Source organism: Gordonia sp. 11cp, from assembly GCF_057767225.1.
Genome location: NZ_CM173437.1, coordinates 1065174 through 1090559 on the forward strand (window position 1 = coordinate 1065174; position 25386 = coordinate 1090559).

At 68.2% G+C, this 25386-nt stretch carries 22 protein-coding genes; 16 read left to right on the forward strand and 6 right to left on the reverse strand.

All coding sequences use genetic code 11. The features are described 5' to 3' along the window. Positions 1-35 precede the first annotated feature (35 nt). Positions 36-425 (forward strand): DUF5997 family protein, encoded by a 390-nt coding sequence (locus AC3B6C_RS04580; RefSeq protein ID WP_488376221.1) that lies wholly within the window; start codon positions 36-38, stop codon positions 423-425. Positions 426-482: 57 nt separating this feature from the next. On the opposite strand, the gene AC3B6C_RS04585 is transcribed toward AC3B6C_RS04580, so the two are convergent. Continuing rightward, the gene (locus AC3B6C_RS04585; RefSeq protein WP_055476173.1) at positions 483-1091 is read right to left on the reverse strand and encodes a TetR/AcrR family transcriptional regulator; all 609 of its coding nucleotides are present in this window, start codon (positions 1089-1091) and stop codon (positions 483-485) included. Between the two features lie 55 nt (positions 1092-1146). Between AC3B6C_RS04585 and AC3B6C_RS04590 the strand changes: the two genes are divergently transcribed. From AC3B6C_RS04590 to AC3B6C_RS04635, 10 genes are all read left to right on the forward strand, one after another. Continuing rightward, positions 1147-2346 carry a DUF418 domain-containing protein gene (locus AC3B6C_RS04590; protein ID WP_488375146.1) on the forward strand — a complete coding sequence of 400 codons (1200 nt, stop codon included), beginning with the start codon at positions 1147-1149 and terminating at the stop codon, positions 2344-2346. Between the two features lie 98 nt (positions 2347-2444). Further along, positions 2445-3011, forward strand: coding sequence for a hypothetical protein (locus AC3B6C_RS04595; protein WP_488375147.1), 567 nt, complete (start codon positions 2445-2447; stop codon positions 3009-3011). A gap of 267 nt (positions 3012-3278) precedes the next feature. Then, positions 3279-5495, forward strand: a complete 2217-nt coding sequence (locus AC3B6C_RS04600) for an MMPL family transporter (protein ID WP_488375148.1) — start codon at positions 3279-3281, stop codon at positions 5493-5495. Positions 5496-5532: 37 nt separating this feature from the next. After that, entirely contained in the window at positions 5533-6177 is a 645-nt protein-coding gene (locus tag AC3B6C_RS04605) for a TetR family transcriptional regulator (RefSeq protein ID WP_488375149.1), read from the forward strand. 241 nt (positions 6178-6418) lie between these two features. Next, entirely contained in the window at positions 6419-7582 is a 1164-nt protein-coding gene (locus tag AC3B6C_RS04610) for a phosphatase PAP2 family protein (RefSeq protein WP_488375150.1), read from the forward strand. Positions 7583-7923: 341 nt separating this feature from the next. Next, a complete protein-coding gene (locus AC3B6C_RS04615; RefSeq protein WP_488375151.1) occupies positions 7924-9198 on the forward strand; it encodes an ABC transporter substrate-binding protein in 1275 nt (424 codons plus the stop codon). A gap of 126 nt (positions 9199-9324) precedes the next feature. Beyond that, entirely contained in the window at positions 9325-11328 is a 2004-nt protein-coding gene (locus AC3B6C_RS04620) for an ABC transporter permease (protein WP_014928268.1), read from the forward strand. Then, entirely contained in the window at positions 11321-12217 is an 897-nt protein-coding gene (locus AC3B6C_RS04625) for an ABC transporter ATP-binding protein (RefSeq protein ID WP_488375152.1), read from the forward strand. The genes AC3B6C_RS04620 and AC3B6C_RS04625 overlap by 8 nt, the downstream gene beginning before the upstream one ends. Then, positions 12214-12951: an ABC transporter ATP-binding protein gene (locus tag AC3B6C_RS04630; protein WP_055476183.1), complete on the forward strand. Its 738-nt coding sequence runs from the start codon at positions 12214-12216 to the stop codon at positions 12949-12951. Before AC3B6C_RS04625 ends, AC3B6C_RS04630 begins: the two co-directional genes overlap by 4 nt. Before the next feature lie 52 nt (positions 12952-13003). Next, entirely contained in the window at positions 13004-13681 is a 678-nt protein-coding gene (locus tag AC3B6C_RS04635; protein WP_010843744.1) for a TetR/AcrR family transcriptional regulator, read from the forward strand. A 12-nt stretch (positions 13682-13693) separates the two neighbouring features. Here the strand turns inward: AC3B6C_RS04635 and AC3B6C_RS04640 are convergent, their stop codons facing one another. Beyond that, on the reverse strand, positions 13694-15181 hold the full coding sequence (locus AC3B6C_RS04640) for a cryptochrome/photolyase family protein (RefSeq protein WP_488375153.1): 1488 nt from the start codon (positions 15179-15181) through the stop codon (positions 13694-13696). A 176-nt stretch (positions 15182-15357) separates the two neighbouring features. On the opposite strand from AC3B6C_RS04640, the gene AC3B6C_RS04645 reads away from it, so the two are divergent. Further along, complete coding sequence (locus AC3B6C_RS04645) at positions 15358-15993, forward strand: pyridine nucleotide-disulfide oxidoreductase (protein ID WP_488375154.1); 636 nt, start codon at positions 15358-15360, stop codon at positions 15991-15993. A 13-nt stretch (positions 15994-16006) separates the two neighbouring features. On the opposite strand, the gene AC3B6C_RS04650 is transcribed toward AC3B6C_RS04645, so the two are convergent. The 3 genes from AC3B6C_RS04650 to AC3B6C_RS04660 form a co-directional block, all read right to left on the reverse strand. Continuing rightward, positions 16007-17587 (reverse strand): MFS transporter, encoded by a 1581-nt coding sequence (locus tag AC3B6C_RS04650; protein ID WP_010843747.1) that lies wholly within the window; start codon positions 17585-17587, stop codon positions 16007-16009. A 138-nt stretch (positions 17588-17725) separates the two neighbouring features. Continuing rightward, positions 17726-17926 carry a hypothetical protein gene (locus AC3B6C_RS04655; RefSeq protein ID WP_010843748.1) on the reverse strand — a complete coding sequence of 67 codons (201 nt, stop codon included), beginning with the start codon at positions 17924-17926 and terminating at the stop codon, positions 17726-17728. Positions 17927-18027: 101 nt separating this feature from the next. Then, entirely contained in the window at positions 18028-19224 is a 1197-nt protein-coding gene (locus tag AC3B6C_RS04660) for an ATP-grasp domain-containing protein (RefSeq protein ID WP_488375156.1), read from the reverse strand. Between the two features lie 268 nt (positions 19225-19492). On the opposite strand from AC3B6C_RS04660, the gene AC3B6C_RS04665 reads away from it, so the two are divergent. Genes AC3B6C_RS04665 through AC3B6C_RS04680 form a run of 4 tightly spaced genes read left to right on the forward strand, consistent with a single transcriptional unit; the run spans position 19493 to position 22664 of the window. Then, positions 19493-20584 (forward strand): EamA/RhaT family transporter, encoded by a 1092-nt coding sequence (locus AC3B6C_RS04665; protein WP_488375157.1) that lies wholly within the window; start codon positions 19493-19495, stop codon positions 20582-20584. Positions 20585-20643: 59 nt separating this feature from the next. Further along, entirely contained in the window at positions 20644-21510 is an 867-nt protein-coding gene (locus AC3B6C_RS04670) for an SCO6745 family protein (protein WP_488375159.1), read from the forward strand. Further along, on the forward strand, positions 21507-21977 hold the full coding sequence (locus AC3B6C_RS04675) for a nuclear transport factor 2 family protein (protein ID WP_488375160.1): 471 nt from the start codon (positions 21507-21509) through the stop codon (positions 21975-21977). Before AC3B6C_RS04670 ends, AC3B6C_RS04675 begins: the two co-directional genes overlap by 4 nt. 9 nt (positions 21978-21986) lie before the next feature. Continuing rightward, entirely contained in the window at positions 21987-22664 is a 678-nt protein-coding gene (locus AC3B6C_RS04680; RefSeq protein WP_488375161.1) for a phosphoribosyltransferase, read from the forward strand. An 81-nt stretch (positions 22665-22745) separates the two neighbouring features. On the opposite strand, the gene AC3B6C_RS04685 is transcribed toward AC3B6C_RS04680, so the two are convergent. Continuing rightward, the gene (locus tag AC3B6C_RS04685; RefSeq protein WP_488375163.1) at positions 22746-25355 is read right to left on the reverse strand and encodes a LuxR C-terminal-related transcriptional regulator; all 2610 of its coding nucleotides are present in this window, start codon (positions 25353-25355) and stop codon (positions 22746-22748) included. Positions 25356-25386: the final 31 nt, after the last annotated feature.

The window sequence follows — 25386 nt, forward strand, 5'->3', positions numbered from 1 at the left end:
CCGCCCGATACCCTCGACGAATGAGCTCGCAGTCGATGAAGCCGGCCACCGCCGCCAAGAAGCTGGACGTGTACCTGCCGGCGACTCCTGCGGAGTTCCAGCAGGGCCCGATCACCCGGGCCGAACTCGCCGCCCTCCAGGCCGACCCGCCGGAGTGGCTTCGCACGCTGCGTGCCGAGGGACCCCATCCGAAGAACCTGGTCGCCGCCAGACTCGGGATCTCCAACTCGGGCCTGGTCCGTGGCGGCATCACCGAGGCACTCACGACGGCCCAGATCGACGAGCTCCTCAGCGAGATGCCGGACTGGCTTGCCGCCGAACGCGCCACCCAGATCGAGGTCCGTCGCGAGGAACGGCGCGTCAAGTCCCTCCACGCCGACAAGCGACGCGCCCGCGACAAGGGCGACACGGACCCGGAGGCCTAGCTCGACGCGGGCAGATGCGCGGCAGCGCAACCATTCCCGCAGACAACCGACCATGCGTCACTGCGACATCTCTCCGGACTCGACCGCCAACCCCGTCAGGTAGTCGCCGAGTACGCGCCTGACCCGAGCCGGCGAATCGGTGTCGGCGAGGAGCAGGTGCATCGCCAGGCCGTCGACGAGGGCATGCAACGCGATCGCCTGAGAGTCGAGGTCGCGGCCCGAGCCGATCAGCCCGTGCTCGTCGAGGACACTCAGCACCGTCCGGCACAGCGAGCGCAGGCCGTCGTGGGCTTCGCGCGCAGCCGTCGCGAGTCCGGGATGTGCCACCGACTCGGAGATCATGGCCATGTTGACATGCATCTCGACGCGCCGCTCGTCGTCGAGCGGTAGGGCCTCCGACAAGACGGCCTCGGCCCAACGCAGCGGATTGCGAATCCGCTCGTGCCGGCGCAGACGAAGCTCGACCCGCTCGTAGATCAGTCGCATCGAGAATTCGAGCAGCTCTTCCTTGTCTGCGAAGACGTGGCGTAGCGAACCCACCGAGATGTCGGCCTCCGCCGCCACCTCGCGGACCGAGATCCCAGACGCCCCTTCGCGCAACACGATCCGCCACAGGGCCTCGGCTATCTCAGCGCGTCGCTCGTCTCGGTCGATCAACTTGGGCATTGACTCATGGTAGTACACCCGTGCTACGTTGATCTCGTGTTTTGATAGCACGACTGTGCCAGCAAAGGACGGAGACACGATGACGACCCGGCACGCGGCACTCGACGTCCTGCGCGGTATCGCGATCTTGGGCACCCTCGCCACCAACATCTGGATCTTCACCAACCCGGAAGGGCTCATCGGCTACATCCAGGGCACACACCACGCCACCGGCTCCTGGGCGGTGGCCGAAGACCTCTTACAGCAACTCACCCAGGGCAAGTTCCTGGGGCTGCTCACGATCATGTTCGGAATCGGACTCGCCATCCAGCAGCGATCGGCCGTTCGACGAGGCCGCCGCTGGCCCGGTCGGTACTTCTGGCGCGCCGCGTTGCTGTTCGTCGACGGCGTGATCAACTACTTCCTTTTCACCGAGTTCGACGTCCTCATGGGTTACGCGGTCACCGGGCTCATCGTCGCCTACCTCCTGTCGATGCGACTTCGACGCCAGTACGTCGCCATCGCAGTCGCTGCGTCGACGCACGTGATGTTGCTGGGCCTGGTGACCTGGGCTCTCCTCGCCGCCCCGGCACCGGCCGGCTCCGGTGGCGAACTGTCCCCCAATCCCTACGCGGACGGCAGTTTCATCGATCTCGTCGCGTTCCGCGCCGAGAACCTGCTGACGTTCCGCGCCGAGGTCATCTTCATCCTGCCGATGTCGATCGCGCTGTTCCTCGTCGGCGCCGCGCTTCTGCGTGCCGGATTTCTCGAAGCGCGCGGAGCCAGGTTGCGCCGCCGCCTGATGGTCGCCGGACTGGGAGTGGCACTTCCCCTCGATCTCGCCATCGGGCTGGCTGGCGGGGACGCCGGACTCGTCGTGGGGCGATACGGCCTGGCGCCGGTCGTCGCACTCGGTCTGCTCGCCTGGGTCGCCGGCTACTATGCCGACGGCCACACCCCCGGGCGATGCGGTCGCGCCCTGACGTCGATCGGGCGAATGGCGTTGTCCTGCTACGTGCTTCAGAACGCCATCGCCGGCGCGGTCTGCTACGGCTGGGGCGCTGGACTCGCTCGGCATCTCGACGGCACGACGCTGGTGCCCGCCACGGTGACACTCTATTTCGCCATCACCGCAGTGCTCATGCTGTTCTCCCACGTCTGGCTCAGCCGCTTCGAACGCGGCCCCCTGGAGTGGTTGTGGCACCGGAGTTACGACCGCATCACCGCGTCCGCCGATCGGCGGAGGCCGCCGGAGCGCGTGGGCGCACCGCGGTGACCGCCACGCGGCCGCAGCTCAGCGCGAGGTCCGGCGTGGGTTAGGCAACCCCGGGGCGGGGTACCCGACACCACCATCATCGAGGAAAAGAGTGAGCCGTGGACACCGCCATCTGGATCATCATCGCCGTCGTCGTCGTGATCGTCGTCCTTGCGCTCGTGCTGTTGCTGCTGCGCCAGCGAAAGGCGCGCCGACGGGTACAAGCCGAGGAGATCCGGCAGAACGCCGCCCAGCAGGTCTCGTCGGTCCGCCATCGTGAGGCCGTCGCCGAGGAGGCGGACGCCCGTGCACGCCAGGCCAAGGCCGAGGCGGATGCGAAGGCGGCGGAGGCCAAGCGCCTCCAGGAGCAGGCACGACACCACCAGGGACATGCCGCGGAGTCACGGCAAGAGGTCGAGAGTGAGTTCGCTCGCGCGGATCGGCTGGACCCCGACGTGCGACGGAACGCAGAGGGACGAAACACAGACGGACGGAACGCTGACGGACGTAATGCAGACGGACGTAATGGAGACGGGCGGACCGCGGACGGACAGGACTCCGACGGATGGGGCAACGCGGCCGGTGCCGGCCAGCAGTCCGGTCGGCATTCGAACAATCCGATCGATCCGCGTAACCGTCCCGACGTCGATCCCCGCGGAGACCAGGCGCCGCCGAACGCCCGCTGACGAGACCTTCGAGACGGCCCTCCGCACGCTCCGGGCCTCCTCATGGAGCGATAAGAAGCCAACGCGCGCCGAGGGACCCCTCCGGCGGCGCGTCGCGGCCCCGAACCCCCGCGAGTGGCGATCTGCCCCACATCGACACGCGCAGTGTGACTGAGCACATCGACAAAAGTGGTACTCAGTGCCGAGTGTGAGTGGCTATCATTTTATCGATCACCTGCCGCGCCCGTCGGGGGCCGGTCCCGCGAAGCACCGGAGGGTTTCCACGTCATGGCGTCGTACTTGTTCGCACTCGGGAGGTTCTCCTTCCGGCACAAATGGGTGGTGATCGCGGCCTGGCTGGTCGCGCTGATCGCGGTCGCCGGCCTCGTCGGCACTCTGCAACCGAAGTTCGCGAAGGACTTCAGCCTCCCCGGAACCGACTCCGGCATCGCCACCGAACAGGTCCAGGACTACTTCCCGCAGGTGATGCAGCAGCAGGAGCGGGCTTCCACCAGCATCCTGGTCGCGGCGGAGGGTGGCCTGCAGAATCACACCGCGCAACTGGAGGCGCTGGCCGAAGATCTGCGGACCCTGCCGGATGTCATCGATCCCCAGACCGTCGCGAACCCGCTCGCCGTCGCGGCGGCCCAGCCGGCGCTCGCGCCGACGGTCGTCGGTGACAACGGCCGGGTCGGGCTGATCCAGGTCCGCCAGAACATCGAGATGCTCGACCTCACCGTCGAGAACAAGGACGAGCTGGTCAAGATCCTCGAGGAGAACAGCCGAGACGGCCTGCAGGTGGAGGCCACCGGGTCCCTCATGCAGGTGATGGAACCGGGTGGAGCCGCCGAATTGATCGGCTTCGCAGTCGCTTTCGTCGTGATGATCGTGGCGTTCGGTGCGTTGATCGCGGCGTTCATCCCACTCGTGACCGCCATCGTCGGCGTCTCGATCACGATCATGCTGCTCAACCTGTCGGCCGAGGTCCTGTCGATCAACGAGTCGGCGACGGCCATCGTGACGATGCTCGGCATCGCGGTGTCCATCGACTACGCCCTGTTCATCGTGTCGCGCTATCGAGCCGAACTCCGGCGAGGTGGTGCGCCCGAAGACGCGGCGGGCCGGGCCGTCGGCACCGCCGGGTCCGCGGTGGTGTTCGCCGGCCTGACGGTCATCATCGCGGTGGTCGCGCTCGTGGTCATCGGCATCCCGATCATCACCCAGATGGGCGCCGGTGCCGGCGTCGCGGTCCTGATCGCCGTTCTCGCCGCCCTGACGCTGATCCCCGCCCTCCTCGGCGCCTTCGGACGGTTCGCCTTCGTGCCCAAGATCCCGTGGATCAAGCATGCCGAGGAGTCCGAATCCGACGACACCCTCGGGATCCGAGTCGGCCGCACAGTGGTGAAGTGGCCGATCCCGTTCATCGTCCTGGGCCTTCTGGCGCTGACGGTGGCGGCGATCCCGGCCACCAAGATGGAGTTGGGCCTGTCGCTGACGAGCGAGGCCGAGGCGCCCGCGCAAGAACTGCTCAGCCGCGGATTCGGCGAGGGCATCAACGGCCCGCTGCTCGTCGTCGTGCACGACGACGACGGTCAGATCAAGGCCGCCGCCGACGAAACCGTCCGCCACATCGCCGGGCTCGGCGACGTCGCCAATGCCCCGGCGCTCACCTGGACGGGCAACGAGGGCGGGCAGAACGGCAACACCGCGCTCATCATCGTGACGCCGGAGAGTTCACCGTCGTCGCAGGCGACCCACGAACTGATGGAGCAGATCCGCGCATTCGCGCCGACCGTCGAAGAGCGGGGCGCCGAACTGCACGTCGGCGGCCAGACCGCGATCATGTCGGACCTGTCGCAGAAGCTCGACGACGCGCTCATCCCCTACCTGATCGTGGTCGTCGGTCTGGCGTTCCTGATCATGATCGGCGTGTTCCGCTCGCTGTGGGTTCCGCTCGTCGGCACCGTCGGCTTCATCTTCTCCGTGCTCGCGACCTTCGGCATCACCGTCGCGATCTTCCAGGAGGGCTGGCTCGGACTGATCACCCAGACCCAGCCGATCATCTCGTTCCTGCCGATCTTCCTGATCGGCGTGGTGTTCGGGCTCGCGATGGACTATCAGGTGTTCCTCGTGACGCGAATGCGCGAGGAGTACATCCACGGCATGTCGGCCAAGGAGGCGATCGTGGCCGGTTACCGGCACGGCGCGCGGGTCGTGACCTCTGCGGCGATCATCATGATCAGCGTCTTCGCCGCGTTCATGCTCTCCCCGGAGACGACCGCCAAGATGATGGGCTTCGCCCTGGCCGCGGCAGTCTTCTTCGACGCCTTCGTGATCCGCATGCTGGTGGTTCCCGCAGTGATCGCGCTGCTCGGCGACCGCGCCTGGGGACTGCCGCGATGGCTGGACCGCTTCGTGATCAACTTCGACATCGAGGGCGAAGCAGTCCGCCATCGCGGGCTCGAGGAGCCGGACGACACCAGGACTCCGGTCCCGGCGAACTGACCAGCTGGACATGCCTTTCGACAATGAGTGAGCACACATGGGCGATTGCCTGACGGTGCACGACACCTCCGACGCCCCGGGATCGACCCCGGGGCGTCGGATGGGCCTGCGCGAACAGAACAAACTACGCACCCGCAACGCGATCCGGCAGGCCGCGATCACGTTGATCGCCGAACAGGGATACGCGAAGACCACCGTCGAGCAGATCGCAGAAGCCGCGGGCGTCTCGCACACGACCTTCTTCCGCTACTTCCCGTCGAAGGAACGGGTGGTCATCGGTGACGAGCACCTGCACGCCGAGGCGCGGGCGATCGTCGAGTCGATGCCGCCCGGGCTCAACCACTTCGACCTCATCCGACGCCTGATGACCGAGCTGCACCGCCTGACGGTCGACGACCCGTGGGTGGGCAATCCGCTACGCATGCAGCTCATCCGCAACGAACCGTTGCTGCAGAAGACTTTTCAGGTCGAGTCCGAGCGCATGATCTCGGACATGACCCAGCTCATCGCCGACTATCTGCGGATCGCGCCCGACGACTTCCGGCTCAAGGTCTTCCTCGACGCGGTCGCCGGGGTCACCTTCCACCTGGCCACCGAGATCGACGAGAACCGGGAGATGCCGCCGCTCGAGACGACACTGCGCGCCATCGACCTGCTCGAGCAGGGATTGCCGCTCGGGTGAGTCGGCCGCGGCCCGCAAGGCGCGATGCACGCGCCCGTTCGCCCCGCGAACATTCCCCTCTAGGATCGAGGGCGTGATCTCGGACAGCGCCGCCCGACCGCGAACGACGACCGGCCTTCGACTCGGCTCCTCGCTGCGCTCGTCGCCGGCTCAGGCAGCAGGGGGTTCAGTCTCCTCGCTGCGCTCGTCGCCGGCTCAGGCAGCAGGGGGTTCGGTCCGCTGGTCACGGTTTGCCGCATCCTTGGTCGGTACCGCGGCAGCCATCGCCGCGACCCTCTCGCTCGCGGCACCGGCCCAGGCCGCGCCGGCCAAGCCCGCGCCGTCGCCGTTCCCCGTCACCGACCTGGCGCGGCTCTACGCCTCGGATGTCTCGTCCTACCCCGGCGGCGTTTACCTGCCGCCCGTCGAGACCTTCACCGCGCTGCGCCGGGATCACCCGGAGGTCATGGCCCGCAACCTCGAGACCGCGGTCGCGATCAACCAGTCCGCGGCCGACGACCCGGCGTTGCAGCGTCGAGCGCTCGCCGACGCACACGACGATCCGCTGCAGACGATGTCTGACGCCTTCGGCGCACGACTCGGACGCCATTTCTCCGATGCCCTCGCCGCCGGCCGGCTGCCGAAGACGACCGCGCTCTTCAGCGACTACCTCGCCCGCGCGGGCGGGTTGGCGAACGCGACACTGGTCGAGAAGTACGCCTTCGGCTACCAGCGACCGTTCATCGTGGCGCCCCAGCGGATCCGCAAGTACATGCGCCCCGGCGCCAGCGAGTACGACGCCCTGGGCAGCAACCCGTCGTTCCCGTCCGGTCACAGCAGCCTGTTCTTCTGGCGGGGCACGCTGTTCGCGTCGATGCTGCCCGAGCTCGCGCCGCAGTTCCTCGCCCGCGCCTCCGAGGGCGGGTATCACCGCATCGTGCTGGGCGTGCACTACCCGCTCGACGTGATCGGCGGGGCGATGGTCGGGCAGGCCGCCGCCGCCGATCGCTGGAACGACCCCGAATTCCGCCGGCTCCTCACCGCCTCCGCCGCAGAGATCCGCAAGGAACTCGAATGGCGTTGCGGTGCAGCCCTGTCGGTGTGCATCGCGCGCGACACGCCCTATGTCACCGACGCCGAGGCCCGCACGATCTACGCGCAGCGGATGACCTACGGCTTCGGTCGCGTCGCCTCGTCGACGCATCCGATGGCGGTACCGCCCCAGGCCGTCGACCTGATCGCCTCGGCGTACCCGCGACTCACCGACGAGCAGCGACGCCAGGTCCTGGCACAGACGGCGGCACCCGCCGGGTACCCGCTCGACGACCAGCGCCCCGGCCGCACCTCCTGGCAGCGCCTCGACCTCGTGCGGGCTTACACCGCCGATGTCGCCGTCGGCCCCGACGGCCGGGTGACCGTTCGCTGAGGACCGCCCCGACCTCACGATGACTTAATCGTTTGTCCCACTGCCGGTTGCGAACTCGTTCGCAACCGGCAGTTCCGTATCGATCTGGTGCAGTGTGTGTCCAGTTTGTCGCAACAGCTTGACACCAGCGTAAGGATGTGGCTACTTTTCGAGTGGCCCACATCACATCCGACGTGGACTCACCGCCGTGACCTGGGCGGACGGTGCCGGAATCACAGACCCAGACACAGCGCTGGGTCGATGAACTCATTCCTTCTCAGCCCCGCCGGGGCGATGTCGCCATGCCCTCTCGCAGGGCTGTGTCGTCGTGCCCGGAGTTCATCGGGAAAGGCAGTCGAAACATGCGTTGGTCGAATTCACGCAGGAGATCCGGACGGTTGGCGGCGGTCGCCATCGCCGCGGCCTGCATCTTCTCGGTCGTGTCGTGTAGCAGCGACGACGGCGGATCGTCGGACGGCTCAGCCGCGGATGCCAGTGGCACCAAGGCCTCGGGCGAGGCGATCAAGGTGGGGTTGTTCAACCCCAGCAAGGGACCCGCGACCCAAGGCGGCGTCACCACCGGCAAGGAAGCCGCCCTGGACTACATCAACAACCAGATCGGCGGCATCGGTGGCCGTCCCGTCGAGATCGTCGACTGCGGAATCGACCAGACCGCACCGGAATCGACGGTGTCCTGCGCGAATCAGTTCGTCGAGGCCGGCGTGGTCGCCGCGATCGACGGTTACAACGCCGAGTCCGCTTCCGCGGTACCGATTCTCACCTCGGCCGGCATCCCGCTGGTCGGCCAGATCCCGTTCAACACCTCCACCGGCGCCTCGGCCGAGAACCGCGTCTACTTCGGCCCGCCGCCCGCCGCGTTCCTCGTCGGCTTCATGCAGCAGCTCAAGGCGTCGAACAAGACGTCGCTGACCCTGGCGAATGCCGATCTGCCGCAGGCACATCAGGTGTTCGACGGGCTGATGAAGCCGCTCGGCACGCAACTCGGCATCGACGTCAAGTCGGTCTACTACCCGCCGACCGGCCCGAACTTCACCTCACTCGCCACAACGCTGGCCGAGGGCAACCCCGCGGCCGCCGGCCTGATGACGGCACCGAACGACAACGTGTGCACCAAGCTCGCCCAGTCACTGCGCTCGGTGAACTACGAGGGCACCATGTTCATGGCGGCCTGCACCGAGTTCATCGACACCCTGGGCCCGCAAGCCGTTGGTGCGCAGACCTATTCACCGATCTGGCAGCCCCCGGCCAAGGACTCCGCTCCGGAGCCGGCCAAGGCGAATCTCGGAATCGCCCAGACGTTCATCGACGAGCAGGGTGGCACCGCGGGCTTCTACGCCTACGGCACGTTCGCGACCCTCGCGGACTTCGCGATCACGCTGAACAACGCCAAGGTGACCGACTACACCGGACCCAACGTGCTCGGCGCACTGAAGGCAGTCACGGACTACCAGTCCTTCATCGGCCCGAAGCTCAACTGCGGTAAGCCGACCACGCCGAACTGCACCACCGAGATGCTGCTCTTCGACGTCGTCGCCGACAAGAAGACCGAACCCGCCACCGGCGGCTTCATCACCCCGCTCCCGGCTGCGCTGCAGCGCATCCCGGGCGCCTACTGAGACAGGTCTCGAGGTGGCGGGGTGGACACCCACCCCGCCACATCCGACTCTGCGTCGCGACCCCGACCCTTCTTTCAACCCCCACGCGCGTGAGATCCCTACGCGCCGAACGAATGAGTACACCACATGGGCCAGTTCCTCCAGTTCGTCTTCCTCGGACTATCCGCCGGTGCCATCTACTCGGTGCTCGCGTCGTCGCTCGTGGGCATCTACGCCGCCACCGGCATCATCAACTTCGCGCAGGGCGCCATCGGCCTGTACTCGGTCTATCTCGTTGCCGCACTACGCACCGACGGCAGTCTCGTCCTGCCGATCGGCACCCTGAGTCTCGGCAGTGAATCCGATCCCACGTCGATGGAACTGGCGGTCGTCCTGGGTGTGCTCAGCGCGGTGGTCTGGGCCCTGCTCGCGCATGTGCTCGTCTTCCGTCCGCTGCGTTCGGCCCCGGTGCTCGCGCAGGTGGTCGCCTCGGTGGGTCTCATGCTGTTCATCCAGGCACTGGTGCACTTGCGCTTCGAGACCGAGAACCTGTTCGCCGAGGCGATCCTGCCGGAGAGCACGGTCGACATCGCCGGTGCGATCGTCAACGTCTCGGATCTGATCCTGGCCGGTGTCGCCATCGCCGTCTCGCTGGTGCTCTGGGCCTACTTCCGCCTCACCACCCTGGGTGTCGCGACCCGCGCCGGCTCCGAAGACGAGCTGGCCGCGCGACTGTCCGGCTACTCACCCGACCGCCTCGCCGGGATCGTCTGGGCGCTGACCGGAGCGGCAACCGGACTCATCGTCGTGCTCGCGTCGTACACCATCGGACTCACCGAGACCAGTTACACCTTCTTCGTCATCCCGGCGCTGGCCGTCGCGCTCGTCGGCCGGCTCACCTCCTTCGGGATCGCCTGCGCCGCAGGTCTTGTCCTCGGCGCATTCCAGTCGGTCATCACGTGGCTCACCACCAAGGACTGGTGGCCCGAATGGGCGCAGGCCGGCCTCGGCGACGCCGTCCCGTTCATCATCGTCGTCATCGCCCTCTTCCTGCTGGGCGGTCGCATCCCGTCCCGCGGTTCACTCGGCGAGGTGCGGATGCCCGCGGTCCGGATCCCGCGCATCCGGGTGATCCCGGCGACCGTCTGCATCGCCGTCGTCGTCGCGGCCATCCTGCTCACCTCGGGCAGCTGGCGATTCGGCGTCGTGACCTCGGTGATCCTCAGCCTCATCGCCCTGTCCCTCGTGCTCCTCACCGGTTACCTCGGCCAGATCTCACTGGCCAGCATGGCCTTTGCCGGTGCGGCCGGTTTCGCGCTGTCGAAGCTGACGACCAACTGGGACGTACCCTTCCCGTTCAGCATGATCTTCGCGGCCCTGATCGCGACCGGTCTCGGTGTCCTGGTGGGCGTACCCGCACTCCGGATCCGGGGTGCACAGCTCGCCGTCGTGACCCTTGCCGCGGCGCTGGCGATCCAGAGCTTCATCTTCAACAATCCGGCGATCACGTCCTTCGAGGGCAACCTCATCGAGGACCCGACGATCTTCGGCCTCGACCTCGGCGTGCGTGACGGCACCAACCTGGTCACGATCCGCTTCTCGCTGATGGTCCTGATCGTCGTCGCCATCGCGACCCTGGTGGTGCTGCGCTTCATGGGCGGCTCGACCGGACGGGCCTTCCTGGCCGTGCGGTCCAACGAGCGCGCGGCGTCGTCGGTCGGGATCAACGTGGCCGCAACAAAATTGCTCGGTTTCGCGCTGTCGGCCTTCCTCGCCGGCATCGGCGGCTGCCTCATCGGGTACAGCCGCGGCCAGCTGTCCGCCGGCTCGTTCACGGTCATGATCGGGCTGACGCTGCTCGCGATGACCTACGTCGGCGGTATCACGTCGTTCGCCGGCGCGGTCCTCGCCGGCATCATCGGACCGCTGGGCGTGGGTTATGTGTTCCTCAACCAAACCCTCGATCTCGGTGAGTACTACGAACTCTTCGCCGCCGGCAGCCTGCTGCTGATGGCGGTGCTGAACCCGGTCGGGGTCGCGGGCGCGGTGTCGGAGTTCGGCGACCGGATTCGCGCCCAGAGACACCGGCCACCACCCCATCCGGAAGCGCCGGGCGCGGCCCAGAACGCACAGGAGGGTGCACATGTCTGAGTCGACAGCCGAACCGCAGACCGCGCCGACGACGCTCCTCGAGACCGGCGGACTGTCGGTCCGGTACGGCGGCGTCAGCGCCAACACCGACATCCACATCACGGTCTCGGCAGGCGAGATCGTCGGGCTGATCGGCCCCAACGGTGCGGGCAAGACCACGTTCGTCGACGCCGTCACCGGGTTCACGAAAGCCACCGGCACGGTGTCGCTGCGCGGGGAGCGACTCGACAAGGCGAGCTCACATCGCCGCCGCCGGGCGGGCATGGCCCGCACGTGGCAGGCAGGCGAACTGTTCACCGACCTCACCGTCGCCCAGAACCTCGCGGTTGCAGTGCAACCCGTCGGTCTGCGGGCCATGTTCGCCGACGTCGTCAACGGTTCCCGGCCGCCAGCCGACGTCATCTCGTCGGCGCTCGAACTCGTCGGCCTCGCCGGTGCCGCCGATCAGCTCCCCGGCGAGTTGGCCCTCGGACAGCAGAAGCTCGTGGGTGTGGCGCGCGCGCTGGTCGGTGGGACGCAACTCGTCCTGCTCGACGAACCGGCCGCCGGACTCGACACCCATGAGAGCCGCGAGTTCGGTACCGAACTGCGCCGGATCGCCGCGACCGGCATCGGCATCCTGCTGATCGACCACGACATGTCCCTGGTGCTCGACGTGTGCGACCGCCTGTACGTGCTCGACTTCGGTCGCGTGATCGCCAGCGGACCACCCGCCGCCATCCAGGACGACCCCGCGGTGATCTCGGCCTACCTCGGCAGTCCCGAGGTGGATCCGGACGCCGTCGTCGAGGCACCTGTTCCGGCGGCCGGCCCGTCCGACGGCGACATCGGCACCGAACGACCGTCAGACAACGGCCCGATCGGGCACGCCCCGAAGGAGACGAGATGAGCACGACGGACCCGACGGCACCGGTGCTGGAGATCGACCAGATCACCGTCGGTTACGGCGGGGTGCCGGCGGTGCGCGGCCTCAGCGCGTCCGTACGCCCCGGCGAGATCCTGGCCCTGCTCGGCCCGAACGGGGCGGGAAAGACGACGAGCCTGCTCGCCGCGGTCGGCGCCCTCGGCGTGATGTCGGGCACGGTGACCGCCCTGGGGGTCCCGATCGACCGCCGGGTCGAACGAAACGCGCGCCGGGGCGTCACCCTGGTGCCCGACACGCGAGGCGTGTTCCACCGCCTGTCGGTGTCGGACAACCTCCGCCTCGCAAAGCGTCGCAACGGACCCGACCTCGACACCGTCTATCAGTACTTCCCCAAGCTCAAGACGATGCGGGGGCGGCGCTGCGGCAACCTGTCCGGCGGCGAACAGCAGATGCTGGCGCTCGCGAAGGCGCTGCTCGCGAACCCGAAGGTCCTGCTCATCGACGAGCTGAGCCTCGGCCTCTCCCCGGTCGCGGTGCAGGACCTGCTGCCCCGCTTGCGGTCGATCGCCGACGAACACCAGATGGCGGTCGTCCTCGTCGAACAGCACATCGATCTGGCCCTCGGCATCGCCGACGCCGCGATCGTGCTCCATCATGGTCGTGTCGCACTCTCGGCACCCGCGAGCGAACTCCGCAGTCGCCGAGACATGGTCGAGGCGGCCTACTTCGGCCGCACCGTCGGGGATCTCGCCTCGTAGGCCGCGACGGTCAGCAGGCGCACGGACGAGACGAACGGGGACCGGGAGCGACGTGGCCACCGGAGCAGAGAACCATCCGGTACCAACCGACGCCGGTACCGCACGACCGACACGCAACACGCGCAACCGGCCCACCGACGACGAGTTGCTCGACGCCGCGTGCGCGGTCATCGCCGAGGTCGGCGCCGAGCGCACCACGATGACCGCCATCGCCGAACGCGGCGGCACCACCCGGGTGACCCTGTACGCGCACTTCGGGTCCCGGGACGAACTGGTCAATCGCGTGATGACACGCGAGCTGGACACGTTCACCTCGTTCATGTTCGAGGTGTACGACGCGAGTGAGGACATGCCCTACGGTGCCCGCGCCCGCTACTCGGTGCAGGCGCTGTTCGACTACGCCCGACGCCACCCGGCCGGTTTGCGCGTCCTCATCGGCCATCGTGAGGGCGGTGGCGACCGTCGGCTCTACGCCGCGCTCGAACCGCGGATCGCCGCACGCCTGCGGGACAACTACGCCGAACGCGGCGCGGGCATCGCCGCCAGCGCGGACACCCTCGCCTCACTCCTGCTCGGCATGAGCCTGGACGTCGCGCACCGCGCCCTCATCGTCGACGGCGCGGGCGTCGACGAGGCCTGCGACCTCGCGATCACCGCGACCCTCGCCGTGCTCCGCGACGTGCGGCCCGAACAACTCGAGGCACTCGACGCCTCGCTCGAACAGCGCTGAGCCGCGGGGTCGTCAACTCAGCCAGCGGCCGGCCCGTCGGCTGTGCGCCGCCTTCGTACCCGCCGGCAGCCGGTCGTAGGCCCGCGCGAGGAAGTTCGAGCGGGCGTTGGCCTCGAAGACGTCCCGGTGGTCGCGGACGAACGTCCAGTAGAGACCGTCCCACTCCTCGGCCCACTCCCCGGGCGGGATGTCGGACATCTTTCGCAGATAGTTGCTACCCGAGACGTAGGGCTTGGTGGTGATCGCGTCTCCCGCCGCGAACTGACTCATGGCGTACACGTTCGGGACCATCACCCAGTCGTAGGCATCGACGAACATCTCCATGAACCACTCGTAGATCTCCTCGGGGTCGGTGCGGAGCAGACACATCGCGTTGCCCAGGACCATCAATCTCTCGATGTGATGGGCATACCCGTGTGCGAGGACCCGCCGGATGACGAGATCGACCGGTTCGAGGCCGGTCTCCGCGGTCCACCATCCGTCCGCCAGCTTCCGGTCGTGGCCCAGGTGGTTCCGGCTCCGGAGACCACGGCCGCGGATCTCATAGGACGCCCGCATGTACTCCCGCCACCCGATCAGCTGCCGCACGAAACCCTCGACACCGGCCAGCGGAACGCGGTTGCGATCCCCGACCTCCAGGGCCCTGGTCAGCACCGTCCGCGGACTCACCAGCCCGATGTTCAGGCCGGGCGTCAGCAGCGAATGGAACACGAACGGGTGCTCGGTGCTGATCGCATCCTCGTACGGCCCGAACTCCGCGAACCGGTCGGCGAGGAACTGCTCGAGCATCGCGCGCGCCTCGTCGTGAGACGTCGCCCAGCCGAAGCCGTCGGCGTCACCCGGGTTGTCGGGAAACTCGTCCGACACCCAGGCGATCGCGGCGTCGACCTCGGGATGGCGCTCCGGCGGTGTCGGTTGCGGAACCTCGCGGCCCTTCGGCAGCTTCTTCCGGTTCTCGGTGTCGAAGCTCCACCGGCCGCCCTCCGGCTTGCCGTCGGCGTCGACGAGGACACCGAGTCGCCGGCGCTGCCAGGTGTAGAACTGCTGCATCCGCGGCCGCTTCCCGGTGAAGAACTCCCGGATCTGGCGTCGGGTGGTGAGGAAGTTCGGGCTCTCGGCGATGTCGTCGACCGCGAGTGGGCACCCGGCGTGCTCGAAGGCCGCCAGCAGGTCCCCGATCAGCCAGTCGTCGACGACGTCGTACAGGTGGACAGACGCCGGCTTCCGACGGGAGAGGTATCCGACGAGCTGGTCGTGACTGGACTCGTCCGCGTCGGTTTCCAGGACGTCGACCTCGAAGCCCCGGGCGCGCAATCGCTCCGCGAACCTGCGGATACTCGCCCGGTGCAGGATGAGTTTCTGCACGTGGAACCGGTACTGCCGGAACATCAGATCGTGCTCGACGAGGACGAAGCGGGTGCCGGGCTCGGCGTCGAGGTGCGATTCGAACAACTGATGCGGCAACACCACACGGACGACACCGCCGGACGCGACGGACATCGGCTCTCCTCTCGCAGGCGCGACTTCTGGGGGCGACTTGGACAGGCCTCAAGGGCCGGACAAGTCGACCCCAAGTTCGCGCCAAGCGCGCGCAGACATCCTGTCGTTCATCACCTGATCACCACGATGAACCGCCGAGACCGGGCATCCGCCCACTCCAGACGATAGGAACCACGATGTCGCGCAGCACCCACAGCCATTCGCAGGCCACCGACGATCGGATTGCCGGGTCCGGCATCGACGTTCCCTCCGTGGACAAGCCCTTCTGGCAGCTCGGCCGGCGGGCCGCCGTGATCGCGGCCTGTGTGGGCTTCTCGGCGCTGGCGGCCTGCAGTGTCAGCGTCGGCACGCAATCCGTCGAAGAGGCCTCCGACATCGACGTGGGCGAGTGCCTGCAGATCGGTGCCGAGGCCGGCGAGGGCAAGGTCGAGGCGACCAAGGCCGACTGCGAAGGGACCGAGGGCCTCACCTTCTACGCCGCCGACAAGGTCGGCACCTCGGCGGAGTGCGGAACACCCAACACCTCGGCGCTCACGTTCGGCGAAGGCGACCAGAAGCTCTGCCTCACACCCAACTTCGCCGTCGACACGTGCTACCAGATCCCGGTCGGCGGCGGCAAGCTCGCCGACTACCGTGAGGTCGAATGCGACGCCTCCCCGGCAGAGAGCACCATCCTCGCCAAGACCGTCAGCCGGGGCGGCGACTCCCTCACCTGTACCGAGGACGAGACGAAATGGTCCTTCACACAGCCTCTCTCGGTCGGTTACTGCCTGACCGAGGACGTCACCGCCGCCAGCCGCTTCGAGGGCTGAGCGTTCCCGGGGATCACAGGCTGCGTTGCTTCGCGTACTCCGCCATCGCCGTTCGCTCCGCGTCGTGTTTGGGATAGAAGAAGAACACCACCGCCGCACCCAGCACGACGATGCCGGCCGCCGCGCCGTAGGCGTACTTGTCGCCCTGTACGAACGCGTCGCGGGCCGCAGCGATGATCTGATCGGCGTACTGCGGATAGCGTTCGGCCAAGACCTCCGCGCTCGAGAACGACTTCGTCAGCGCGGCTTCGGTCTGTTCGGTGACCTCATCGGCCTGCGGAGAATCGGAGATGGTCTCCCGCAGCTGATTCGCGTAACCCGCGGTCAAGATCGCACCGAGGGTGGACTGCAGGATCGCGCCGCCCAGGTCGCGCTGCAGATCGGACATGCTCGACGCCATTCCGGCACGCTGAACGGGTACCGAGCCGGTCAGCGACTGCGACGCCGGTGTCCCCGCGAGGCCGACACCCACCCCGACGAGGACGTAGACCAGGCCGACATGCCAGAACTGAGCGTCCTCGTCCCAGGTGAGCATCGCGAGCACCAGGCCGACGACGATGAAGGCGTAGCCGGACAGCAGGGTGAACCGCGAACCCATGTTCTGCACCAGCTTCGCCGACCGCGGTGCCACGACGATCATGGCGGCCGCGGCCGGGAGGATCGTGGCGCCGGCCGCGAGTGTGGAGTACCCCAGCACGTTCTGCATGTACTGCTGACCGATGAACATCGCTCCCATGAGCGTGCCGAACACGATGAGCCCGCCCACCGCCGCGACCCAGAAGGTGCGTCGGGAGGCGATGCGGAGGTCGAACAGCGGAACCCGCACGCGTAGCTGCCGCCAGACGAAGCCCGCTCCGGTCAGCACCGCGATCGCCGCCAGGATGTAGACCTGGAGTCGCTGATCGGAATTCGGGGCGAAGTTGATCGCGAGGACGAGCGAGCCCACCATCACGATGGACACGACGCCGCCCAGGTTGTCGACGACCGCCGCCTCGTCACCGGTGTCGGCGGGCACCAGCCGCCACGCGGTGACCAGCGCGACGACGGCGAGCGGCAGGGTCACCAGAAACACCGAGTGCCACGACAAGACCTCGAGAAGGGCTCCGGACAGCACCGGCCCCAGCGCCGAGATCGCACCGCCGAACGCCGACCACGCGGCGATCGCCCGGACGCGCTTGGGTCCCGACCACAGGGCGGTGATCACCGCCAGGGTCGTCGGAAAGGCCAGGCCGGCAGCGATTCCACCCACCAGACGAGCGCCGAACAGGACCTCGACGTTGGGCGCGAACCCGGCGACGAGCGACGCCGGGATCGACAGGCACATGCCGATGATGAGCATTCGCTTGCGGCCGTGCCGATCTCCCAGCGCGCCGAAGTAGAGCACCGACGCCGCGAGACCCAGCGAGTAGCCGACCGCGACCAGGTTCAGCTGCGTCGAACTCGCGTCGAGTGCCTTGCCGATGTCGGGCAGCGCGACGTTCGCCACCGCGAGATTGATGTTGGCCACCCCGGCGACCAGGATCAGCGCGACCAGGATCGCCTTCGCCCGCTTCGGGGCCGTCCCCGCCTCGACCTCGGCCGTTGTCGACGTCATCGGGGAATCGTACGTGCGCGAGCGCCATTCGGCCGGGGATCGCGCCGGTCAGGGCACAAGATGGTCGCGCGGTCAGATCAGGTTGCGGTTTGTCCCGGAAACCGGGACATACCGCAACGCGATCACATACGGATCAGATCAGAGACAGACGCTGATGGTGACCGGCCCGATGGGGATGCCGAAGCAGATCGACACCGAACCGACGGCCTGGACGGGCTGCACCGGTTGTACCGCCGGAGCGGCCGAGGCAGCCGGCGCGGTGGCCAGACCGATCGCGCAGGCGGCACCGACCGCGGCCACCCCGACAGACGTACGACGCATGATTCTGGACATGTTCATGAGCAGCTCTCCTCGAGCTCGAGTCCCCCCGGACAACCCTGCGGATGGGGCAAACACGCAGGTGATGGTGACTGGAGAGTCTACGCCCCGGGCGCTGCACGTCACAGGCTGATGCGGAGCCCGTCCCACTCGTGATCGTGCATGAACCCCTCGGCGAGCCCGACCCGGTATTTGAAGCAGCTGCGCAGGATTCCGGCATAGGCGAAGGGCAGCATCAGCGCGGGCTTCGGGTCGCCAGGGCTCTTGACGACGTCGGATGCGCCCCGGAAATCGCGGACGAAGTCACGCAGGGTCCGGTCCTTGCGGGACGAGGAGCGCCACCCGTAGAGCAGCATGCCCAGTCCGATCATCTTGTCGACGCCCGAGCCGGGCGTGATCGGCCCGTCGTCGGGGTTCCAGGTCCCGAGGAACGCGCGGTCGACCCCGTCGTCGGGCGTGAACATCATGATCCCGCTCGTGGCACGCGGATTGCATTCGATGCAGAACAGATCGGCGGCCTCACCGGAACCGGTCCGGTCCTCGATGAAGTCGAAGCCGATCTGCCCGGTGAAGTTCACCCGGCGGACGAAATCGCTGACCCATTCGGCGATCCGCGGATGGTCCACGGACCGGAAGTTGAGGCACGAGCTGCCGTCGATGGCGTAGTCGACGGGATAGGTTGCGTGTGCGTAGACGCGACCCTCGTTGCAGACCGAATAGGTGCAGTAGTTGCTTCCCGAGGCCCATTCCTGGGCGATCCACGGGTTCTGCTCGTCGTGTTCGAGCCAGGTGAGCGGATCACCGGGCGTCACCTTGTGGACCTTCTGCGAACCACGCGAGTAACAACGCTTGAGTGCGAACGGCTGCGTGAAATCGAGCGATCCGACGTCCTCGGGTCCGGTGACCCGCGCGAACTTGCGCGTCGGAATACCGAGTTCGACGAGCAGTTCCTGGAAATCGTATTTGTTGTGCAGCCGGTTCTCGGTGGCGAAATCGGAGAGGAACAGCCGACATCCGGGTGGGAACACGTCGGCGAGCATCGCGATGATGTCGGTCTCCTCGTGCACCGGGATGACCATGTCGACGTCGTTCTCGGCCACGATCCGCGCGAGCGCGTGGCAGTACGCGAGGGGTTCGAACTTCGGCGGCGGCACCCGATGAAAGTCGCTCACCGCGTTGGAGAATCGACCGATCCCGACCGGGATCGAATCGACGATGCTGACACGATGACCGGCCGCGGCCATGAGCCGCGCGAGTTCCAGGGTCAGGAAGGACCTGCCGAATGTGATCAGGACATGGGCTCGTCCGGCGCTGTTCACCCGAGCGAGTGTAGTGCCGACGGCGCAAGGCGTTCGGCCGGCCGGGGCCGAGGATTCCCGGTGTGATTCGGCCGGGGGCGGGAATATTCGATACCGTCCTGTCGGTTCGTCCTGTTAGTTTCTCCACGATCGGCAGGCACGTCGATGTCTGCAGTCCTGCGACCAGCACGATTGCAGCAGAGCGCCGGCGGCCGATCGCGCGTGTACGCAGTCGGGGTGGTCGGCGGTCCGAGCCTATGGGGCTCATCCGGACCGAGTTGGAGGAGGCATGCAGCTGTTCGTCATCGGCGTGATCGCCGCGTGCCTCGCCGCAGTCGCCTACGGGATGTCGACGGTCCTGCGTGCACTCGGTGCGCGCCGCGTGGCCGAGGCCGCCGCCGACGATGGCGAGGGCATCACCAACGAGAACGGCGCACCGACGCTCTCGTCGACCATGTCGACGCTGGTCGACCCGGCCTTCATCCTCGGCACGACGCTCGTCGTCCTCGGATTCGCCGGCGGCGCCCTCGCCGCCCGATTCCTGCCGCTGTTCCTCTCCCAGACCATCGTCTCGGCGAACCTCGTCATCACCGCGCTGCTCGGCACGATCATCCTCAACATCGCGCTGCACACCCGCGAATGGGTCGCCATCTGGCTGGTCGTGATGTCGCTCTGCCTGCTCGGCGTGGCGTCGTCCCATCACACCGGCGGCGGCGAGGAGGTCGGATTCCACTGGGGCCTGTTCGTCGCGACCCTCGCCCTGTGCGCCCTGGCGCTGGTGGGCGTGTACAACCTCGGCCCGGCGGGTGCCATCGTCGGCGGGGCGGCGGCCGGTCTGCTGTTCGGCATCATCGCCATCGCCGTCCGCATCCTCGACGGGGTCCAGCCGTTCGATCCCGTCGCCCTCCTGACCGATCCGGCGGCCTGGACCATCGCCGCCGCGGGCGCGGTGGGCTTCTACGTCCAGACCGTTGCCCTGCAGCTCGGCGCGGTGAACGGGGTGACGGCCGTGCTCGTCGTCGGCGAGACGGCCGGACCGAGCCTCGTGGGGGTCGTGTTCCTCGAGGACACGGCCAAGCCCGGACTCGGCTGGCTGGCGATCCTCGGCTTCGTCGGCGCGGTGATCGGCGCCGTGCTGGTGGCCTGGTACGGCTCGGTGGACCCGGATCACCTGGGTGAGGCCCCGCCGATGAAGGGCGGGTGGCGCCGTGGCCGCGAGGAGCCGGGGTCCGAGGAGCCGCGGGCGGACTCCTCCGCGGAGACCGACGGGTTCGGTGGCGAGGCCGACGACGCCCGGCGAGACGTCGGCCCGGCGCCCGATGCCGAGTCATGGCAGGTCGACAACTCCGTTTTCGACGCTCGCGACTCCCGCCGCAACTGACCGCTTTCCCCGCTCACCAGGTGGTTGACACCTGCGTCTCGGGTGACGAGGGTGGGTTGATGACATCGACCAGCACGGGCTCCGCGGCCCGGCTCGCCTACGAGACCCTCGAACCCTTCCACATCATCGCCTACTTCAATCCGGGCCTGAAGAGCGCGCAGCAGGACACCGGGCTGAACGGATACTCCTTCTACGTCGGTGCGCGCGGTGCCCCGTTCGGCCCGTGCACGTCGTCGGTCATCGCCTCTGCCTTCTACAACTTCAACTTCGAACTCATCGCGAAGAGCTGGGCCGCAGCCGTCGACGCCGGGCTCGACCGCGTCCATGAGCGGCGCAACCAGATGCTCGACGATTCGCTCCGCGACATCCTCGGCGACTCCGTCGACGACGCGAGCCTCGACGAACTCGCCTCTGCCTACTACGAACTCGCGGCCGGCCTACCGCTCGGCGGCCGCCCGCTCGCCGCCGCCTGGTCGACCGCCCCGAAGCCGGACACCGCGCGGCTCCGCCTGTGGCACGCCGTCGCGATTCTGCGAGAATGGCGCGGCGACAACCACATCGCCGCCCTCGCCCTCCACGGCCTGAACGGATTCGACGCGGCCGTCTTCCACGAGTCGCAGCTCCCCGATCCCACCGTTCGCCGCCGCACCCTGGGCAAGCGCATCCTGCTGCTGACCCGGGGGTGGTCGGAAGAGGAGTGGGAGGACAGCGTGGACCGCCTCGTCGACGCCGGACTGGTCGAGCGTGTCGAGGACGGGCACCGGCTCACCCCCTCCGGAGCGGCGACCTACGACGACATCGAGGCCACCACCGACGCTGTGGGAGAATCCATCTGGGCCGGCACCGATGATCTGCTGGAGCGCACGAGGCCCGTCGTGAAAGCTGTCATCGATGCGGGGATACTGCCGGGAACGAGATCGAAGTGAGCGCACCCGACGGACGGTTCGAGGACCTACGGGCGATCGAGAACCTCAAGTACCGCTATCTGAGATCCCTCGACACCAAGGACTGGGCGACGTTCTCGTCGACTCTCACCGACGATGTCACGGGCAACTACGGTGAGGGACTGGCTTTTTCCAACCGGGACGAGCTGGTCGGGTACATGAGGGAGAACGTCGGTCCCGCAGTGATCACCGAACACCGCGTCGCGCATCCGGAGATCGAGATCGACGGCGACACCGCACGCGGACGCTGGTACCTCCAGGACCGCGTCATCGTCGCCGAGTTCTCGTTCATGCTCATCGGCGCCGCGTTCTACGACGACACCTACCGCCGCACCGCGGGCGGCTGGCGCATCAGCAGCACCGGCTACGACCGCACATACGAGGCGACCATCGGTCTCGCCGACCTGCCGAGTTTCGCTCTGAAGGTCGGTCCCGCAGTGCGGGTCTGAGGTCTGACGATGCGCCCGCGCACTTTCGCCGACCGCCGCGAAGCGGGTCGTCTGCTAGGTGCGCGGGTCGTCGCGGTCCTGAACACCGCGGCCACACCGGTGTCTGCACCGGTTGTCCTCGGCCTCGCCCGCGGCGGGGTCCCCGTTGCGCGGGAGGTCGCCGACGCGATCTCCCGGGCGACGGGCAGGTGCGGGCTGGACGTCCTGGTGGTCCGCAAGATCGGGGCGCCGGGCCACGAGGAGTTCGCGATGGGTGCACTCACCGCCCACCACCTGGTCGTCAACGACGATGTGCCCCGTCGGCTCGGGGTGTCCCGCACCGGCTTCGAGGAGTCGGCCGACCGGGAGCGGCGGGTCCTCCGTGCCCGCGAGCGACGCTATCGCGGTGACCGTCCGGAAGCCGAACTCTCGCACCGGACGGTCATTCTCGTCGACGACGGTCTCGCCACGGGCTCGAGCATGGCCGTGGCGGTCGACTCCGTCCGGGCCGCCGGCGCCGCGCACGTGGTGGTGGCCGCACCGACAGCCCCGTCGGATTCGGTTCGCCGACTCCAGGATCGGGGCGTCGACGAGGTCGTCGTCCTCGTGATGCCGGAACCGTTCCGCGCCGTCGGACTGTCGTACGAGGATTTCACCCAGGTCGACGACGACGAGGTGATCGCCGCCCTCGACCGGTCGGATGGCTGAGCCGAGAACCGCCCCCGAAAACGACCCGTCCGGGCGACACCGCCGACATATCGTCGACTGTCCGTTTCCTCCGGGCGGTTCTCAGTGGTTCTGCGGCCGTGCGTCTTTGAGTAGAAGGGCGGCAAGCTCGGCGCGGTCACCGACATCGAGCTTGGTGTAGGCGCGGAACAGATGCCCTTCGACGGTACGCACCGACACGGTGAGGCGTTGCGCGATGTCCTTGTTGGACAGGCCGGCCGCCGCGAGGTTGGCGATCTCGCGCTCGCGCGAGGTCAACGGCAACGGCTGGGCGGCCGAGATCAGTGCTGGCGTCCGCAGGCCACCGCATTCGGACGCCAGACGGTTCGCCACCGCGGCCGACGCCACGGTGGCCGACCGCTTGTCCGCGGCGTCGTGCAGGACACTGGCCTGCGCCGCGGAGTCGGCGGCGGACAGACGCACCCCGGAGTCCTCGAAGGCTGCCGAACACAGATCGAGTTCGACCGCGTCACCGTCGCGGAGGGCTGCGGCGTGCCGCGCGTACAGATCCGACAGCGGGCCGTCGATGCGTTCCGCCAGTTCGGCGAGCCGATCGGCGACGCCCTCGTCACCGAAGCGCGCAGCGGTGTGCAGCGCCTCGGCCTCCACCGCGAACTGACCGGCAGCACGGGCCGCCGCCGCCGCGGAATGGGCGAGTTCGACGGCGGGCGTGACGGTTCCGGCCGCCGCCGACTGCCACGCCGCCGCGATGGCGAGCATCGGCCCGAACACCGCCACATGCTTGCCGGACTTCTCCCGCGCCTTGGCCAGCGCGGCGGCGGCGCGGTCGGCCTGACCCAACGCGCTGAGCGCCTGCACCAGGAAGATGTGCGCCGGGAAGTTCCAGGAATCGGAGAACCGGCCGCTGTCGAGGATCGCGAGCGTCTGTTCCATCCGCCGGGTCACCGACCCGCACGATCCACGTGCGAGTTCGACTGCGGCGACCAGGATTCCGGACATCGCCCAACCCAGGTACTGGGCGGTCTGCGCAGCCGACACGAAGCGCCCGGAGGCGGCATCCGCGTCGTCGAGCCGGCCGGTGAGGGTCAATGCGAGCGTCTCCCCGAAGCCGGTGGGGAACCGGAGCAGCCCGTCGACCTCGACCTCCCGCGAGTGTTCGGCCAACGCCCGGACCTCCGCGCCGCGGCCGGCCACCGCACGGGCGAGGCTGCCGCCGAACACCGCCCATTCCACCGCCCACGGCAGCACCTTGGACTCGGCCAGCACGGTGTCGGACAACGTGATCGCCTCGTCGATCCGGTTCTCGAAAAGAGCACAGGCCGAGGCGATGCCGGTGACGATGGGCTTGAGCGCGGGGTGGGTGACGCGCTCGGTCAGCAGTTGCAGGATCTCGTCGGCCCGGTCGGCGTCGCCGAGGGCCCAGAAGGTGTTGCCGATGATCGAGTTGCCCCACAGCACGAGCCGGCCCTCGTCGAGGTCGTCCGGCGAGAATCGCGCCAGGATGTCCCGCGCCTCGTCGGGATGGCCCTGCCACATGACCGCCCGCGCGAGCAGCTCGGCCTCCTCGAGTCCCCCGCCCTCGTCGAGCGCCGCCCGCGCGAATCGTTCGCCGAGCGGCGTCTGCGCGAGGTTCAGCGCGTCGCGGGCAGCTGTCCGCACCAGCGTCAGATCGATCTCGACGTCGCTCTCGATCGCCAGGTCGGCGAGACGAATCCGCTCGGCCGGAGTGTTCGTGGGCCGCGACTGCAGGGCCTCGACGAGCCGGCCGCGCAGCCGTCGCGACGAGACCTGACCGAGGCGGCGTCGGATCACCTCGCCGAACAGCGGATGGTGGAACGCGACGTCGAGGCGGCGTCCGTCGCGGGTGATACGCACCAACCCGGCGATCTCGGCCTCCTCGACGGCTTCTTCGCCGGCGAGCTCGGAGAGGACGTCGATGTCGAGCGGCTCGCACAGACTGAGGTACTTCAGCGCACCCAGGACCGGGCCGTCGAGTTGCTCGATCCGTCCCTCCAGCAACGACGCCAGCTCCGAGGTGATGGCGGCGCGGCCGCGGAGCTGCCACACGCCGTTGACCTGGCGCAGCGTGTCCGCCTGGCGGGCGCCGTCCACGAGATGCCGGAGGAACAGTGCGTTCCCACCGGAGGCCTCCCACATGAGATTCGCGGAGTGCTCCTCGAGCTGGCCGCCGAGCACCGATTCGACGAGCTCGACACTCTGGTCTTTGGTGAACGGAGACAATGTGATCCGGGTGAGGTGATTGTCCTTCCACAACGACGTCACGGCGTCCGGGACGGTCTCGCCGCTGCGCACGGTCGCGACGATGTGCACCGCGCGGTCGATCGCGAGCTGGTGCAGGAGCGTCGCCGACAGCTCGTCGAGCAGGTGGGCGTCGTCGACACCGATGACGACATCGCCGTCGGCGAGCAGCGATTCACGCGCTGCCGCAAGGTAGGTGACGGGATCGCTCGACGTCGCCGGGCCGACGAGGTGGGCGAACACACCGAGCGGGATGGACCGCGCGGACTCCGTGCCCGCCACCCAGCGCACACCCGTCGGCAACTCCGCGGTGACGTGGCGGGCGAGGGTCGTCTTGCCCACGCCGGAGTCACCGGTCAGCACCACACCACAGCCGGTCGTCTCACCCCTGAGCGCCGCTTGGATCGTGCGGAACTCCCGATCGCGCTCGACAAGCGGCCAATTCGTGGACATATTCGCGAATTTTAGTCTGCCGGGCCCTACA

Excerpts from the sequence above, each read along its gene's own strand:
- AC3B6C_RS04580 (WP_488376221.1), top strand. The coding sequence starts at position 36 with ATGAAGCCGGCCACCGCCGCCAAGAAGCTGGACGTGTACCTGCCGGCG.
- AC3B6C_RS04585 (WP_055476173.1), bottom strand. The coding sequence starts at position 1,091 with ATGCCCAAGTTGATCGACCGAGACGAGCGACGCGCTGAGATAGCCGAG.
- AC3B6C_RS04600 (WP_488375148.1), top strand. The coding sequence starts at position 3,279 with ATGGCGTCGTACTTGTTCGCACTCGGGAGGTTCTCCTTCCGGCACAAA.
- AC3B6C_RS04605 (WP_488375149.1), top strand. The coding sequence starts at position 5,533 with ATGGGCGATTGCCTGACGGTGCACGACACCTCCGACGCCCCGGGATCG.
- AC3B6C_RS04615 (WP_488375151.1), top strand. The coding sequence starts at position 7,924 with ATGCGTTGGTCGAATTCACGCAGGAGATCCGGACGGTTGGCGGCGGTC.
- AC3B6C_RS04620 (WP_014928268.1), top strand. The coding sequence starts at position 9,325 with ATGGGCCAGTTCCTCCAGTTCGTCTTCCTCGGACTATCCGCCGGTGCC.
- AC3B6C_RS04625 (WP_488375152.1), top strand. The coding sequence starts at position 11,321 with ATGTCTGAGTCGACAGCCGAACCGCAGACCGCGCCGACGACGCTCCTC.
- AC3B6C_RS04630 (WP_055476183.1), top strand. The coding sequence starts at position 12,214 with ATGAGCACGACGGACCCGACGGCACCGGTGCTGGAGATCGACCAGATC.
- AC3B6C_RS04640 (WP_488375153.1), bottom strand. The coding sequence starts at position 15,181 with ATGTCCGTCGCGTCCGGCGGTGTCGTCCGTGTGGTGTTGCCGCATCAG.
- AC3B6C_RS04645 (WP_488375154.1), top strand. The coding sequence starts at position 15,358 with ATGTCGCGCAGCACCCACAGCCATTCGCAGGCCACCGACGATCGGATT.
- AC3B6C_RS04650 (WP_010843747.1), bottom strand. The coding sequence starts at position 17,587 with ATGACGTCGACAACGGCCGAGGTCGAGGCGGGGACGGCCCCGAAGCGG.
- AC3B6C_RS04655 (WP_010843748.1), bottom strand. The coding sequence starts at position 17,926 with ATGAACATGTCCAGAATCATGCGTCGTACGTCTGTCGGGGTGGCCGCG.
- AC3B6C_RS04665 (WP_488375157.1), top strand. The coding sequence starts at position 19,493 with ATGCAGCTGTTCGTCATCGGCGTGATCGCCGCGTGCCTCGCCGCAGTC.
- AC3B6C_RS04670 (WP_488375159.1), top strand. The coding sequence starts at position 20,644 with ATGACATCGACCAGCACGGGCTCCGCGGCCCGGCTCGCCTACGAGACC.
- AC3B6C_RS04680 (WP_488375161.1), top strand. The coding sequence starts at position 21,987 with ATGCGCCCGCGCACTTTCGCCGACCGCCGCGAAGCGGGTCGTCTGCTA.
- AC3B6C_RS04685 (WP_488375163.1), bottom strand. The coding sequence starts at position 25,355 with ATGTCCACGAATTGGCCGCTTGTCGAGCGCGATCGGGAGTTCCGCACG.